This is a genomic window from Bacteroides celer (genome assembly GCF_002632415.2).
Lineage (GTDB): Bacteria > Bacteroidota > Bacteroidia > Bacteroidales > Bacteroidaceae > Bacteroides.
In genome coordinates, this window is sequence record NZ_CP178209.1 from 966,924 (window position 1) to 981,870 (window position 14,947).

At 42.1% G+C, this 14,947-nt stretch carries 10 protein-coding genes, 1 tRNA gene and 1 pseudogene; 9 read left to right on the plus strand and 3 right to left on the minus strand.

Going from position 1 to position 14,947, the window contains the following annotated elements; translation table 11 throughout:
* Positions 1–10 precede the first annotated feature (10 nt).
* Both CJF29_RS03470 and CJF29_RS03475 read right to left on the minus strand, forming a co-directional pair.
* A pseudogene (locus tag CJF29_RS03470) lies at positions 11–1,792 on the minus strand (glycoside hydrolase family 15 protein); the annotation flags it as partial.
* Between the two features lie 12 nt (positions 1,793–1,804).
* On the minus strand, positions 1,805–4,078 hold the full coding sequence (locus CJF29_RS03475) for a bifunctional alpha,alpha-trehalose-phosphate synthase (UDP-forming)/trehalose-phosphatase (RefSeq protein WP_176553142.1): 2,274 nt from the start codon (positions 4,076–4,078) through the stop codon (positions 1,805–1,807).
* Between the two features lie 369 nt (positions 4,079–4,447).
* Here CJF29_RS03475 and kdpF point away from each other — a divergent pair, with 369 nt between their 5' ends.
* The 8 genes from kdpF (at position 4,448) to guaA (ending at position 14,002) form a co-directional block, all read left to right on the plus strand.
* Positions 4,448–4,528: a K(+)-transporting ATPase subunit F gene (kdpF, locus tag CJF29_RS03480; protein WP_032849815.1), complete on the plus strand. Its 81-nt coding sequence runs from the start codon at positions 4,448–4,450 to the stop codon at positions 4,526–4,528.
* A gap of 31 nt (positions 4,529–4,559) precedes the next feature.
* Complete coding sequence (gene kdpA / locus CJF29_RS03485) at positions 4,560–6,266, plus strand: potassium-transporting ATPase subunit KdpA (RefSeq protein ID WP_099146739.1); 1,707 nt, start codon at positions 4,560–4,562, stop codon at positions 6,264–6,266.
* An 18-nt stretch (positions 6,267–6,284) separates the two neighbouring features.
* Entirely contained in the window at positions 6,285–8,318 is a 2,034-nt protein-coding gene (gene kdpB, locus CJF29_RS03490; RefSeq protein ID WP_099146740.1) for a potassium-transporting ATPase subunit KdpB, read from the plus strand.
* 16 nt (positions 8,319–8,334) lie between these two features.
* The gene (locus CJF29_RS03495; protein ID WP_004306397.1) at positions 8,335–8,907 is read left to right on the plus strand and encodes a K(+)-transporting ATPase subunit C; all 573 of its coding nucleotides are present in this window, start codon (positions 8,335–8,337) and stop codon (positions 8,905–8,907) included.
* Positions 8,908–9,025: 118 nt separating this feature from the next.
* Entirely contained in the window at positions 9,026–9,790 is a 765-nt protein-coding gene (locus tag CJF29_RS03500; protein WP_004306399.1) for a hypothetical protein, read from the plus strand.
* An 84-nt stretch (positions 9,791–9,874) separates the two neighbouring features.
* Positions 9,875–11,005, plus strand: coding sequence for a sensor protein KdpD (locus CJF29_RS03505; protein ID WP_004309023.1), 1,131 nt, complete (start codon positions 9,875–9,877; stop codon positions 11,003–11,005).
* 19 nt (positions 11,006–11,024) lie between these two features.
* On the plus strand, positions 11,025–12,464 hold the full coding sequence (locus CJF29_RS03510) for an ATP-binding protein (RefSeq protein ID WP_176553143.1): 1,440 nt from the start codon (positions 11,025–11,027) through the stop codon (positions 12,462–12,464).
* A 230-nt stretch (positions 12,465–12,694) separates the two neighbouring features.
* Complete coding sequence (guaA, locus tag CJF29_RS03515) at positions 12,695–14,002, plus strand: glutamine-hydrolyzing GMP synthase (RefSeq protein WP_004314576.1); 1,308 nt, start codon at positions 12,695–12,697, stop codon at positions 14,000–14,002.
* 209 nt (positions 14,003–14,211) lie between these two features.
* Here the strand turns inward: guaA and CJF29_RS03520 are convergent.
* Positions 14,212–14,285, minus strand: a tRNA-Met gene (locus tag CJF29_RS03520).
* A gap of 224 nt (positions 14,286–14,509) precedes the next feature.
* On the opposite strand from CJF29_RS03520, the gene CJF29_RS03525 reads away from it, so the two are divergent.
* The gene (locus CJF29_RS03525; protein ID WP_074559987.1) at positions 14,510–14,896 is read left to right on the plus strand and encodes an START-like domain-containing protein; all 387 of its coding nucleotides are present in this window, start codon (positions 14,510–14,512) and stop codon (positions 14,894–14,896) included.
* Positions 14,897–14,947 lie beyond the last annotated feature (51 nt).

Below are 14,947 nucleotides of genomic sequence, written 5' to 3' on the forward strand. Positions count from 1 at the left end.
CAAGAATTACAACTGAGCCTAACCTCTTCTCTTCTTCTGCAAATAAGATAGCTGTATTTACTAATGCCAGATGTGAATATGCCTGCGGGAAGTTGCCCAACTGTTCTTTGGTTTCGAAATCAATATCTTCACTAAACAATCCGAGATGATTGGAGTATTTCAGAACTTCGTCAAACAGGCAGCGTGCTTCTTCTTTATGGCCGGTTACAAACAATGCCCGTATAAGCCAGAATGTACAAATCGTAAAAGCAGAAGTAGGCAACCCGAAATCGTCTTTGCTGTTATAGCGATACATAAGTCCTTTATGGAAAAGGGCTTTCTTGACAGCTTCCACTGTTTTATGATAGCGTATATCATCTGCTTCTATAAATCCATAGGGTTCCATCAATAGTAATGAAGAATCCATTGCTTGATTATTATATGTCTGTGTGAAGCTTTGAAGTTCCTTATTCCAGCCATATTTCATCACGTCTTTCTTTATTTTTTCGGCTTCCAGTTGCCAACGTTCGCTATAATTATATTTGTTAAGCATTTGAGCGATTTTAGCTCCGCGATCTAAAGCTACCCAACACATCACTTTGGAAGAAACAAAGTGTTGTCCTTCTCCCCGGATCTCCCAGATTCCCTTATCGGGCTTTCTCCAGTTTTCTACTACTTTTGCTAAAATGGTCTTTACCATTTCCCACATGTCTTCAATTTCATCCAGTGTGCCGGGCATGAGGCGATAATATTGGTAAATCAGGTCCATCAGGTAACCAAAAGAGTCGTTTTGTTTCTGATGGTATGCATCATTTCCTATTCGTACGGGTTTGGAGTTCTTATAACCGGATAGATGGTCGAGCATCACTTCGGTTAGTTGGTGCTCGCCCCGGATGCCATACATAATTTGATAGTCATGTTTGGAAACGAATGTGGATTGGATGAATTTCATAAAGCGTTTGGCTGCACTGGTATGTCCGATTTGAAACATGGTTTCGATGGACATGGAAGCATCCCGAAGCCAGCAAAAGCGGTAATCCCAGTTGCGCACTTCTCCTACAGCTTCCGGAAGGCTTGTCGTTAGTGCTGCCAGCACAGCTCCGTTGTGGTAGGACATTAGTTTCAGAACCAATAAACTCCGTTCGATTACGTCATTATATAGAGTGTATTTCTTGCTTCTGTCTGTCCAGTTCAGCCAATATACCAGCGTACGGCAATATTCTATTTTCTCCCTTTCTATGTCGATTGGGATCACTTTCTCGTTATAGGAGAGCAGGAGAAATTCGTCTTTTTCAAGAATGATTTCTTTTTTCTCTTTGATGTCCTGAAGAGACAGGGAAGCATATAAATATTGTCTGTCCTTGTTGTCAAAGGAGCAGTAGGATTCGATATACTGTGGAGTGATATTAAGGATCACTTGTCCCTGCGCATAGTTCGGGGCCGGATGATAGTTGATCTTGAAACGCGGTTTCCCTTTTATCCAATGTATGTAGCGGTATAATTCGGCAGGTAAATAATGCCCTGTTTCGTCTTGTGAACGATAGCAGGGCATATAGTCGAGCACTACGAATTCTCCTTCATCGGAGGAGAATTGGGTAGAAAGAATATTGGTGTGGGGGACATAATTTTGTGTGATGCGATAGTCTCCGGAAACTTCGAACCCGAAAGCTCCTCCTTTCTCCCGGTCGAGCATACTGGCAAAAATAGAAGGAGAATCGAAATCGGGAAAACAGAGCCATTCGATATTTCCGTTCTGCGAAATGAGAGCTGCCGTTCGGCAGTTACCTATCACTCCATAATTTAAATTATTCATATTGATTGCTTTTTATTGAGTTTTTAATAGATCTTTGAGAAAGTCGAAAGCGAAAGTCAGGCGATTCTTAATACTTCCTTCTTTTGTGGCAGTTTTTTGTTTGCCTAGTAAAGACCGTAAGAAAGGAAGTACGTCAGATTGGGCAGACAGGTGATAGTTGGCGGCTTCGGATACGCTACCTATTTTAATGGTGATAGCGCTCATCGGTAATGCCTGAAACATATCTTCATCTGTAGTGTCGTCTCCCATCGCTATAACAAAATTATAACGTCTGTTGGCTAGCAGACGCCCTACCTCCGAACCTTTATTGCAATCCGGTGATTTGATTTCGATCACTTTATTTCCTTGCAGAATTTGTAGTTTCTGCCGGGTACAGAGCGAAATCAGCGTGTTGACGAGTTGTTGGGCTCTTAATGTGCCGAGCCATGCGTCACTTTCACGATAATGCCAGGCCAGGGCAGTTTCCTTCACTTCCAGATGGGAACGGGGAGTACGGTCTACAAACATTTGAAGGATAGAGAGAATACCTGCTCCCCATTCTATCTTCTTTATGTTTTTATGCCAGACTCCGTTTTCTTTATAGAAAGCCCCATGTTCGGCAGCCATAGAAATAGGAAGGGTGCCAAGCCATTTTTCTAATGTAAAGTGATCCCGCCTGCTATTGATAACAATATGATTGGCGGGATCGCTAGCCAGTTGTTGTAGAATAGAAATGAGTTCCGGTGTAGGTTGTGCATCCTCGGGACGTGGTTTGAGAGCCGTCAGCGTACCATCATAGTCCAGCAGAATCAGGCGTTGTTTGGCATGGTTATACTTGAGTTTGATTTGTGCAATGCTAGCGGCTACAATACGTTTTTTTCGTAACATATCGTTTTTCATACATGTCGCGTTCAGTTCATTGACAAAGTCGGCTGCCCATTTGTTGACTGTCTGTACGGACAGAATGCTTTGCATACGTTTCAGGCGTTGTTTTTGTTCCTCTTCGGGCATTTCAAGTGCCTGACAAATAGCGTTTTCTATTTGTTCCGTATCGTTCGGGTTGATTTGGATAGCGTCCGTCAATTCTACGGCGGCACCTGCCATTTCGCTAAGGATAAGTACACCGGGATTGTCGCATTTGGTAGCTACGTATTCTTTGGCTACCAGATTCATTCCGTCCCGAAGTGGAGTGACGAGGGCTATGTCGGCCACATAGTACATGGCAGTCAGTTCTTCCAGTGAAAAGCCATGATAGAAATAACATACGGGAGTCCAGTTCATTGTGGAGTAACGTCCGTTGATAGAGCCGATTTCTTCGTCAATTTTTGTTTTTAGTTCCGCATAGCTGCCTACATGGTCGCGTGAAGGGACAATGACCATTGCCAATGTAACTTTACCGTGATATTCGGCATGATGTTCGAGGAAGGTGGCAAAGCCACGAAGACGGTGCAATATGCCTTTGCTGTAATCCAGTCTGTCTACTGACAGGATCAGTTTATGCTCGCCGAAAAGTTTCCGGGTTCGTTCAATGGCCTGATGTACTTCTTTATTTTCTGAAGCCTGATGATAGGATTCATAGTTGATTCCCATCGGCAATGCTTCTACTCTGACCATCCGGTTGTTGATCTGTACTTCATCCAGTTTGAAGTCGAGATGCAGCACACGCTCTACGGCACTGATGAAGTGACGCATATAGTCATGAGTATGGAAAGCAATGAAGTCTGCTCCCAGCAGACCCTTCAGAATCTCGGCACGCTCCGGAAGAATACGGAAGAGTTCGTAAGAAGGGAACGGGATATGATGGAAATAACCGATACTTAGTTCCGGATATATTTTCCTCAACATTCCGGGAAGTAGCATCAGTTGATAATCCTGTATCCATACCTTATCGCCGGGACGTATCAGCCGGCAAATCTCCTCACAGAAGAGTCGGTTGACTTGTTGATAGGATTGCCAGAAACAGTTCTTATATAAGGTATAAGCATAAAAGTAATGACACAAAGGCCAGATAGTACTGTTACTGTATCCTTCGTAGTAGTTTTCAATTTGCTTTTCCGACAAGAAGACCGGATGAAAATTCATTTCCTGTAGTTTCTCGTTAATCTCTTGCTGGTCCTTCTCTTCATTTGTACATATTCCGGGCCAACCTATCCAGTGCTTCTCATAAGAAGTCTGGAGAGAATCCAAACCTGTTGCCAGTCCGCCTTCGCTACGCGAAAATACGAATGTGCCGTTTGTGCCGGCTACTTTGACAGGTAATCTGTTTGCAATAATATAAAGTTTCATATCTATTTCTTCGCAAAGCATGTACCAATTGACTTATGTTGATGCTTAGCCGTTTATTATCAACTGATTATGAAAATGTAGTATCCTCCTTTTGTCTTTTCAAAATGGAATCCTTTTTTCAAAATGGAAGGGTATGTTGGATGGAAAGAAAGTAACAGCTTGTTTGTATCTATTTGAATGTTAGCTTATTATGTATTCTTTGTTTTTTGTGGCACGCATTTGGTATGAAGAATGGCAAGTAAAAATTTATAGTAATCATTTAAAAGGTAAAAACATGGGAATAACACTATCATTTATTTTCTGCCTGTTGAGCGGTTTCGCTTGTTTCTGGCTGTTCTGGAAATGTGTAGACTGGTTTGAGAATATTTAAAGAAAAAAGGAGAATTGATTATGTACACAGCATTATTCGTATTAGGTATTGCAATCTTCGGTTATTTGATGTATGTGCTCATCAAACCCGAGAAGTTTTAAAGTAACACACACAGTTTAAGGTAAAAAGTATATGAATACAGAAATTTTAGGCGTGGTTGTTCAGATAGCCTTGATGGTGATTCTGGCTTATCCACTGGGAAAATACATTGCCAAGGTCTACAGAGGAGAAAAGACCTGGTCTGATTTTATGGCTCCTATCGAAAGAGTCATTTATAAAGTTTGTGGAATCGACCCCAATGAAGAAATGAACTGGAAACAATTCCAGAAAGCATTGTTGATTTTGAATGCTTTCTGGTTTTTCTGGGGAATGGTACTCTTGGTTTCACAAGGATGGTTGCCTTTAAACCCGGACGGCAACGGACCGCAGACTCCGGATCAGGCATTCAATACTTGTATTAGTTTTATGGTGAACTGTAACTTACAGCACTATAGCGGTGAAAGCGGACTGACTTATTTTACTCAATTGTTCGTCATCATGCTTTTCCAGTTTATTACCGCAGCAACAGGTATGGCTGCTATGGCAGGTATTATGAAGAGTATTGCTGCAAAAACAACCAAAACGATTGGTAACTTCTGGCAATTTCTGGTAATAAGTTGTACGCGTATCTTATTACCTCTTTCTCTGATTGTAGGTTTTATCCTGATTCTTCAGGGAACTCCGATGGGATTTGACGGTAAGATGAAAGTCACTACTCTTGAAGGTCAGGAACAGATGGTTTCTCAAGGTCCTACGGCCGCAATTGTTCCTATTAAACAGTTGGGTACGAATGGCGGTGGATATTTTGGCGTGAACTCCTCTCATCCATTGGAAAATCCGACTTATCTTTCTAACATGGTAGAATGTTGGTCTATTTTGATTATCCCGATGGCGATGGTATTTGCACTGGGTTTCTATACCCGCAGAAAGAAGTTGGCTTACAGTATATTCGGAGTAATGCTTTTCGCTTTTCTGGTCGGTGTGTGCATTAATGTCAGTCAGGAAATGGGGGGTAATCCGCGCATCGATGAGCTGGGAATTGCACAGGACAATGGTGCGATGGAAGGTAAGGAAGTGCGTTTGGGAGCCGGAGCAACCGCGTTGTGGAGTATTGTAACGACCGTAACTTCCAATGGTTCTGTGAATGGTATGCATGATTCTACCATGCCTCTGTCCGGTATGATGGAAATGTTGAATATGCAGATTAATACCTGGTTTGGCGGTGTAGGTGTAGGGTGGATGAACTACTATACATTCATTATCATTGCAGTGTTTATCAGCGGTTTGATGGTGGGACGTACACCGGAATTCCTCGGTAAGAAAGTAGAAGCCCGCGAAATGAAAATCGCTACGATTGTAGCTCTGCTTCATCCATTTGTAATCTTGGTGTTTACGGCAATCTCAAGTTATATTTATGTACACCATCCAGATTTTGTGGAAAGTGAAGGTGGATGGTTGAACAACTTAGGATTCCACGGTTTGAGTGAACAGCTTTACGAGTACACCTCTTGTGCCGCCAATAACGGTTCCGGTTTCGAAGGCTTGGGTGATAATACTTATTTCTGGAACTGGACATGTGGTATCGTTTTAATTCTGAGTCGCTTCCTTCCTATTATCGGACAGGTTGCCATTGCCGGGCTACTGGCGCAGAAGAAATTCATACCGGAAAGTGCCGGTACGTTGAAGACGGATACATTGACTTTCGGAGTAATGACATTTGTAGTTATCTTCATTATTGCCGCTCTGTCGTTCTTCCCGGTACATGCATTGAGTACGATTGCTGAACATTTAAGTTTGTAATACTGAATTAGAGAAGATATGAAAGATAATAAATCAGCTTCTTTGTTTCCAAAGGAGCAAGTTATAGAAAGTTTGAAACAATCATTCGTGAAACTGAACCCACGAATGATGATAAAGAATCCGATTATGTTTACGGTAGAGGTGGCTACGGTAGTCATGCTGCTTGTGACGCTCTACTCCATTGTTAATTCTTCACAGGGTTCGTTTGCTTACAACATTGCCGTGTTTATCATTCTGTTTATCACTTTGCTGTTTGCCAATTTTGCCGAAGCTATTGCAGAGGCACGTGGTAAAGCACAGGCCGACAGTTTGCGTAAGACTCGTGAAGAGACACCGGCAAAGAAAGTGGAAGGCAATAAAATCGTTACTGTCAGTTCTTCACAGTTGAAGAAAGGGGATGTGTTTGTCTGTGAGGCAGGAGACGTGATTCCTTCCGACGGTGAGATTATTGAAGGGTTGGCTTCTATTGATGAAAGTGCCATTACCGGTGAGTCTGCTCCGGTCATTCGTGAGGCAGGTGGCGACAAGAGTTCGGTAACAGGAGGTACGAAAGTACTGTCCGATCATATAAAGGTGATGGTGACTACCCAACCGGGAGAAAGTTTTCTTGATAAGATGATCGCATTGGTGGAAGGTGCTTCCCGTCAGAAAACCCCGAATGAGATTGCGTTGACTATTTTGCTGGCAGGTTTTACGCTTGTTTTCGTCATTGTGTGTGTGACTTTGAAACCGTTTGCCGATTATAGTAATACGGTCATCACTATTGCTTCGCTTATTTCTTTGTTTGTGTGTCTGATCCCGACAACTATCGGTGGACTTCTCTCTGCCATCGGTATTGCCGGTATGGACCGTGCACTTCGCGCCAACGTGATTACTAAATCCGGTAAAGCGGTTGAAACTGCGGGCGATATTGATACATTACTGCTGGATAAAACGGGTACTATCACCATTGGTAATCGTAAAGCAACTCATTTCCATACAGCTCCGGGTGTCGATCTGCACGATTTTGTGGAAACTTGTCTGTTGTCTTCCTTATCCGATGAAACGCCGGAAGGTAAGTCTATCGTAGAATTGGGACGTGAGTCGGGCATTCGTATGCGTAATCTGAATACAACAGGAGCACGTATGATTAAGTTTACGGCTGAAACTAAATGTTCGGGAGTAGACTTGGCAGATGGAACACAGATTCGTAAAGGTGCTTTCGATGCTATCCGTAAGATGGTGGAAGGTGAAGGAAATGAATTTCCGAAAGAAGTGGAAGAGATCATCTCTTCTATCTCTAGCAATGGTGATACGCCGTTGGTAGTATGTGTAAACAAGAAAGTGACCGGTGTCATTGAGTTGCAGGATATTATCAAACCGGGTATTCAGGAACGTTTCGAACGTCTGCGTAAGATGGGAGTGAAGACGGTCATGGTGACAGGGGATAACCCGTTAACTGCAAAATATATTGCTGAAAAAGCCGGTGTGGATGATTTTATCGCTGAAGCTAAACCGGAAGATAAGATGGAATATATCAAGAAGGAACAGCAGGCTGGTAAATTGGTTGCAATGATGGGAGACGGAACGAACGATGCTCCTGCTCTGGCACAAGCCAATGTGGGTGTAGCCATGAATAGCGGTACACAGGCAGCAAAGGAAGCCGGTAATATGGTCGACTTGGATAACGATCCGACGAAATTGATCGAGATTGTGGAAATCGGTAAACAATTGTTGATGACACGTGGTACGCTGACTACTTTCTCTATTGCCAATGACGTGGCCAAATATTTCGCAATTGTTCCTGCCTTGTTTATGATTGCTATTCCTGAACTGGCTGCTCTGAATATCATGCATCTGCATAGTCCTGAAAGTGCTATTCTTTCGGCAGTCATTTTTAATGCGATTATTATTCCGATTCTGATTCCGTTGGCTTTGCGTGGTGTGCAATACAAGCCGATAGGTGCAAGTGCTTTGCTTCGCCGTAATCTGCTGATCTATGGTGTGGGTGGTGTGATTGCTCCTTTCGTGGGAATCAAATTGATAGATTTAGTAGTAGGTTTATTCTTTTAATTAAAAAACAATAGCAATGAAAACTTTATTGAAGTCATTAAAAATAACACTTGCTTTTTGTGTCTTTTTCTCCGTGTTCTATATCCTTATCCTGTGGGTGTTCGCACAGGTAGCAGGTCCTAATAAAGGAAATGCCGAGGTGGCTACGCTGGATGGGAAAGTAGTGGGAGCAGCCAATGTGGGTCAGATGTTTACAAAAGATATTTATTTCTGGGGACGTCCTTCTTCTGCCGGTGACGGGTATGATGCGACGAGTTCCGCAGGTAGTAATAAAGGGCCTACGAATCAAGAATATCTGGATGAAGTGAAAGCGCGTATTGATACTTTCCTTGTACATCATCCTTATTTGAATCGTGCGGATGTGCCTGCCGAAATGGTTACGGCCAGTGGTTCGGGACTGGATCCTAATATCACTCCTCAATGTGCGTATGTACAAGTGAAGAGAGTAGCACAAGCACGTGGATTAACAGAAAAACAAGTAAGAGCGATTGTTGATAAAAGCATAGAAAAACCGTTTTTGGGGTTGTTGGGAACAGAAAAGGTGAATGTCTTGAAATTGAATATCGCTTTAGAGGAAAGCAATAAGTAGATGAAGATTGAGCAGCGTTCCTGTCCGGACCGTTTGGGTTATGCCGCGGTTCAAATTAACAGGGTTGGATGGGGCGCTGCTTTTTTACAGGAACATAAAATAGAATTAGATAAAAAGTATGAAAAGTTTTTTTAGTAAAAAGAGTATTTTAGGAACAATGGCTGTAGCAGCCGTATGTATGTTGGGAACTAGCAATGCACAAGCACAAGAGTTTACTATACAAGGTGATTTGGTAAGTTCGTATGTATGGCGTGGTATTTATCAGGGGGGAGCCGCTTCCTTTCAGCCGACTTTGGGATTTAGCGTAGGTAATTTCTCGCTTACTGCATGGGGCTCAACCAGTTTGAGTGAGAGTAATAAAGAAATTGACCTAACCGCAGCTTATAAGTTTGGTGAAGCGGGACCGACACTTTCTGTAGCCACTCTTTGGTGGGACGGACAAGCTGATGTGGCTAATGGAGAACTTACCAATAATTATTTCCATTTTAAAAGTGGAGACACCGGACATCATTTTGAAGCAGGGTTAGCTTATACGCTTCCTATTGAAAAGTTCCCGTTATCTATCGCATGGTATACCATGTTTGCCGGTGCTGACAGAAAAACGACTGATGAGGGGGAGGAAAAGCAGGCATACTCTTCTTACGTAGAACTGAATTATCCGTTCAGTGTGAAAGGAGTTGATCTGAATGCTACTTGTGGAGTGGTTCCTTATAAGACTCCGCAGTATAATGTGAATGGGTTTGCAGTGACGAACCTAGCTTTGAAAGCAACGAAAGCAATAAATTTTAATGATAAGTTTTCATTGCCTATATTTGTACAGGCTATATGGAATCCACGTTTGGAGGACGCCCATTTAGTATTTGGCGTAACTTTAAGGCCATAAAATAAACTCATGAATTTTTGTGAAACCCGTGGTGATCGTGATGATTACTACGGGTTAGGATGTTTAAAATAACAGATTGACGTAATGGATGATAGAGAACATAGTGTACAGTATTTTTTGGATCTGATAAAGAAGTCCCACCGGGGCAAATTCAAGGTCTATATCGGTATGATAGCCGGTGTGGGAAAGTCATATCGTATGCTTCAGGAGGCGCATGAACTGCTGGAGAACGGTGTGAACGTGCAAATCGGCTATATCGAAACTCATGGACGCGCCGGGACGGAAGCATTGCTGCAAGGGCTCCCTGTCATTCCGCGTCGCAAAATCTTCTATAAGGGGAAAGAATTGGAAGAAATGGATCTGGATACGATTATCCGTGTCCATCCGGAAATTGTAATTGTGGATGAACTGGCTCATACCAATGTAGAAGGTAGCTTGAACGAGAAACGTTGGCAGGATGTGATAACTTTGCTGGATGAGGGAATCAATGTGATTTCGGCAATCAATATTCAGCACATTGAAAGCGTGAATGAAGAAGTGCAGGAGATTACGGGTATTGAAGTGAAAGAACGGGTGCCCGACAGTGTTCTTCAGGAAGCGGATGAGGTGGTGAATATTGACTTGACGGCAGAGGAGCTGATTGCACGTTTGAAAGCGGGTAAGATATATCGTCCGGAAAAGATTCAGACGGCATTGGATAATTTCTTTCGGACAGAGAATATTCTTCAGTTACGTGAGTTGGCTTTGAAGGAAGTAGCGTTGCGGGTAGAAAAAAAGGTGGAGAATGAGGTGGTGATGGGAGTAGCCGTCGGACTCCGGCATGAGAAGTTTATGGCTTGTATCAGTAGTCATGAGAAAACACCCCGGCGGATTATCAGAAAGGCGGCAAAGTTGGCAACCCGGTATAATACTACTTTTATAGCCCTGTATGTTCAGACTCCGAAAGAGAGTATGGATAGAATTGATCTAGCCAGTCAACGGTATCTGTTGAACCATTTTAAGCTCGTGGCGGAACTTGGGGGAGAGGTGGTGCAGGTGCAGTCGAAGGATATTTTGGGTAGCATCGTCAAGGTTTGTAAAGAGAAACAGATATCGACTGTTTGCATGGGAACTCCTAATTTAAGGTTGCCATACGCTATTTGTTCTATACTGGGATATAGAAAGTTTTTAAATAATTTGTCACAAGCTAATGTAGATTTGATTATACTTGCATAATATTAATCGTATGAACGTTATGAATATTAAAACGAAACTGATTCTCGGTATCGGAATGCTGGCCGGAATGATTATTTTGCTGGTAACACTTTCAGTTGTGAATCTTCAAATTCTGACAGCGACAGAACCTGATAGTCCTGCTGCTATGCCCGGATTGGAACGTGCTTTGTTATGGATTTCCGTAACGGGAGGAATCTGTATCTTGACCGGACTGATATTGCTTTATTGGTTGCCCCGTACTATCAGCAAGCCTATTAAAGAGCTGAAAGAGGGAATTCTTGAAATAGCCAATCATAATTATGAGAAGCGTCTGCAGATGAATAATAATGAAGAATTCCGGGATGTGGCGGATAGTTTTAACCGGATGGCGGAACGTTTGACCGAATATCGTGCCAGTACTTTGTCGGATATTCTTTCTGCAAAGAAATTTATTGAAGCAATTGTAAACAGTATAGATGATCCGGTGATCGGCTTGAATATGGAGCGTGAAATTCTGTTTATCAATGAGGAAGCACTCAATGTCTTGAATCTGAAACGGGAGAATGTGATTCGTCAATCGGCGGAGGAACTGGCTTTGAAGAATGACCTGTTGCGGCGGTTGATCCGTGAACTGGTGACGCCAAGCGAGCAGAAGGAACCATTGAAGATATATGCTGACGACAAAGAGAGTTACTTTAAGGCCTCTTATGTCCCTATCATTAATACGGAGGCTGAAAAAGGGGAACCTCGCAAACTGGGTGATGTTATTTTATTAAAGAATATCACGGAATTTAAGGAACTGGATTCTGCCAAGACTACATTTATCTCGACGATATCTCATGAACTGAAGACTCCGATTGCTGCTATTATGATGAGCCTCCAGCTGTTGGAAGATAAGCGTGTCGGTGCATTGAATGATGAACAGGAGCAACTGTCTAAGAGTATCAAGGAGAATAGCGAGCGTTTGTTGAGTATCACCGGAGAATTGCTTAACATGACCCAGGTGGAAGCCGGAAAACTACAGTTTATGCCGAAGATCACCAAACCGATTGAGTTGATCGAATATGCGATCAAAGCTAATCAGGTGCAAGCGGATAAGTTTAATATCCAGATAGAAGTGGAATATCCGGAAGAGAAAATCGGCAAACTCTTTGTCGACAGTGAAAAGATTGCCTGGGTATTGACAAATCTGCTAAGTAATGCTATCCGTTATTCTAAAGAAAACGGGCGTGTGATTATCGGTGCCAAACAGGATGAAAATATGATCGAACTCTATGTTCAGGATTTTGGAAAGGGTATCGACCCGCGTTATCACAAAAGCATCTTCGACCGTTATTTCCGTGTACCCGGAACGAAAGTACAAGGCAGTGGCTTGGGATTATCTATTTCGAAGGATTTTGTGGAAACTCATGGTGGTACGCTGACGGTAGAGAGTGAATTGGGGAAGGGAAGTCGGTTTGTGATGCGGTTGAAGGCATAGTTTTGAAGGAGTTTATGAAAGAATTGGGTTATTGCTATCCATCTGCTTCCTATGTTGTTTTAATTCTTTGTTGAATTGAATACTATAATTGCAAAAAAAACGCGACTCTGTTCTGAAACTTTAGAGAATCAATGTATTATAGTCTCTCTAAAAATCTTTATATTTGCAAACCGTTTGGAAACAATAGTGAATAATAAACAATACAATAACTTAAAAACAACCAAAATCAGATGAAGCAGGATATGATTGTTATCCTTGACTTGGGTAGTCATGAGAATACGGTATTGGCTCGCGCCATCCGTGCATTAGGAGTTTATAGTGAGATTTATCCTCACGATATCACAGTAGAAGAACTGAAAGCATTGCCCAATGTAAAGGGTATTATCATCAATGGTGGACCGAATAATGTAATTGATGGCGTTGCCATTGATGTAAATCCGGCTATCTATACTTTGGGGATTCCTGTCATGGCTGCAGGTCACGATAAAGCAACTTGTGAAGTGAAGTTGGCAGAATTTGCGGATGATATTGAGGCTATAAAGGCGGCAGTGAAATCATTTGTTTTCGATGTCTGTAAAGCTGAAGCTAACTGGAACATGAAGAACTTTGTCAATGATCAGATAGAGTTGATTAAGCGTCAGGTGGGCGATAAGAAAGTATTGTTGGCTCTGTCGGGTGGAGTTGATAGTTCTGTGGTAGCAGCTTTACTTCTGAAGGCAATTGGTAACAATCTGGTTTGCGTACATGTTAATCATGGTTTGATGCGTAAGGGAGAGTCAGAAGATGTGGTTGAGGTATTCAGCAACCAGTTGAAAGCAAATCTTATTTATGTAGATGTAACCGATCGTTTCCTGAATAAACTGGCAGGTGTGGAAGATCCGGAACAGAAACGTAAAATTATTGGTGGTGAGTTTATTCGTGTGTTTGAAGAAGAAGCACGTAAGCTGAATGGTATTGACTTCTTGGGGCAAGGGACTATTTATCCGGATATTGTGGAAAGTGGAACGAAAACTGCTAAAATGGTGAAGTCTCACCATAACGTAGGTGGTCTGCCTGAAGACCTTAAGTTCGAACTTGTAGAGCCGTTGCGCCAATTATTTAAAGATGAAGTTCGTGCTTGTGGCTTGGAGTTGGGATTGCCTTATGAGATGGTTTACCGTCAACCTTTCCCTGGTCCAGGTTTGGGCGTACGTTGTTTAGGTGCTATTACGCGTGACCGTTTGGAGGCTGTACGTGAGTCCGATGCTATTTTGCGTGAAGAGTTTCAGATTGCCGGATTGGATAAAAAGGTATGGCAATACTTTACGGTAGTACCCGATTTTAAATCTGTTGGTGTACGTGATAATGCCCGCTCTTTTGATTGGCCGGTGATTATTCGCGCTGTCAACACGGTAGATGCTATGACGGCTACTATCGAACCGATAGAATGGCCTATCCTGATGAAGATAACAGACCGTATCCTGAAAGAAGTGAAGAATGTAAATCGCGTTTGTTATGATATGTCTCCGAAACCTAATGCGACTATAGAATGGGAATAGAGAGACTTTTTAAGTGATATTTCGATAGCCTCAATTTTTTGTAAGTTGAGGCTATTTTTTTAATATGTTGAACCTTGCCACATTGAATTTGACGGATGTTTAATCTGATTGATATATGATTTGCGTTGGTGTAAACCGGCACCAATTGATGTATAAAAGAAAAAGGCACCCAGAAGTGGAAGCCTCCCAAATGCCTTATTCTTATCAAGTAGCGGGACCCGGGATTGAACCGGGGACCTCATGATTATGAATCATGCGCTCTAACCAGCTGAGCTATCCCGCCATCGTTTCTCGATTGCGGGTGCAAAGATAGATGATTTTTTATAATCTCCAAAACAATTCATAACTTTTTTGTGCTTTTTCTTTAAGAAAGGGTTTGATTTTCCCTATAAACAGGAAGTTTGAAGCTCGATAATGAAAGAATAATTAAATAAAGTGTCTGATTTATGCGGCGTATTTAGAAAAAAGTATTTATCTTGGCACACGTAAAAACAATTCGAAATTGCTATGAAAAAGGAAAAGATTCATTTGGAGTATTTGTTGAATGCAACGTCTAAAAATATTCTTTGGTCAGCTATAAGTACACCGACCGGGTTGGAGGACTGGTTTGCCGACAAAGTTATTTCTGACGATAAAATAGTAGAGTTCCATTGGGGGAAGACAGAGCTGAGGAAAGCAGAGATTATTGCCATTCGCTCTTTCTCTTTTATCCGCTTCCGTTGGCAGGATGATGAAAACGAACGCGATTATTTTGAAATCAAGATGACTTATAATGAGCTGACTAGTGACTATGTGTTGGAAATTACCGATTTCGCAGAGCCGGATGAAGTAGCCGATATGAAAGAATTGTGGGAGTCGCAAGTAGCTAAATTAAGAAGAACTTGTGGTTTTTAGTTAACTTTCAACTAAAAATTTTCGATGCTCCTTTTTTTGTGCTAATTTTGC

Coding starts and splice junctions, on each gene's coding strand:
- CJF29_RS03475 (WP_176553142.1), bottom strand. CDS start 4,078: ATGCTTTGCGAAGAAATAGATATGAAACTTTATATTATTGCAAACAGA.
- kdpF (WP_032849815.1), top strand. CDS start 4,448: ATGTACACAGCATTATTCGTATTAGGTATTGCAATCTTCGGTTATTTG.
- kdpA (WP_099146739.1), top strand. CDS start 4,560: ATGAATACAGAAATTTTAGGCGTGGTTGTTCAGATAGCCTTGATGGTG.
- kdpB (WP_099146740.1), top strand. CDS start 6,285: ATGAAAGATAATAAATCAGCTTCTTTGTTTCCAAAGGAGCAAGTTATA.
- CJF29_RS03495 (WP_004306397.1), top strand. CDS start 8,335: ATGAAAACTTTATTGAAGTCATTAAAAATAACACTTGCTTTTTGTGTC.
- CJF29_RS03500 (WP_004306399.1), top strand. CDS start 9,026: ATGAAAAGTTTTTTTAGTAAAAAGAGTATTTTAGGAACAATGGCTGTA.
- CJF29_RS03505 (WP_004309023.1), top strand. CDS start 9,875: ATGGATGATAGAGAACATAGTGTACAGTATTTTTTGGATCTGATAAAG.
- CJF29_RS03510 (WP_176553143.1), top strand. CDS start 11,025: ATGAATATTAAAACGAAACTGATTCTCGGTATCGGAATGCTGGCCGGA.
- guaA (WP_004314576.1), top strand. CDS start 12,695: ATGAAGCAGGATATGATTGTTATCCTTGACTTGGGTAGTCATGAGAAT.
- CJF29_RS03525 (WP_074559987.1), top strand. CDS start 14,510: ATGAAAAAGGAAAAGATTCATTTGGAGTATTTGTTGAATGCAACGTCT.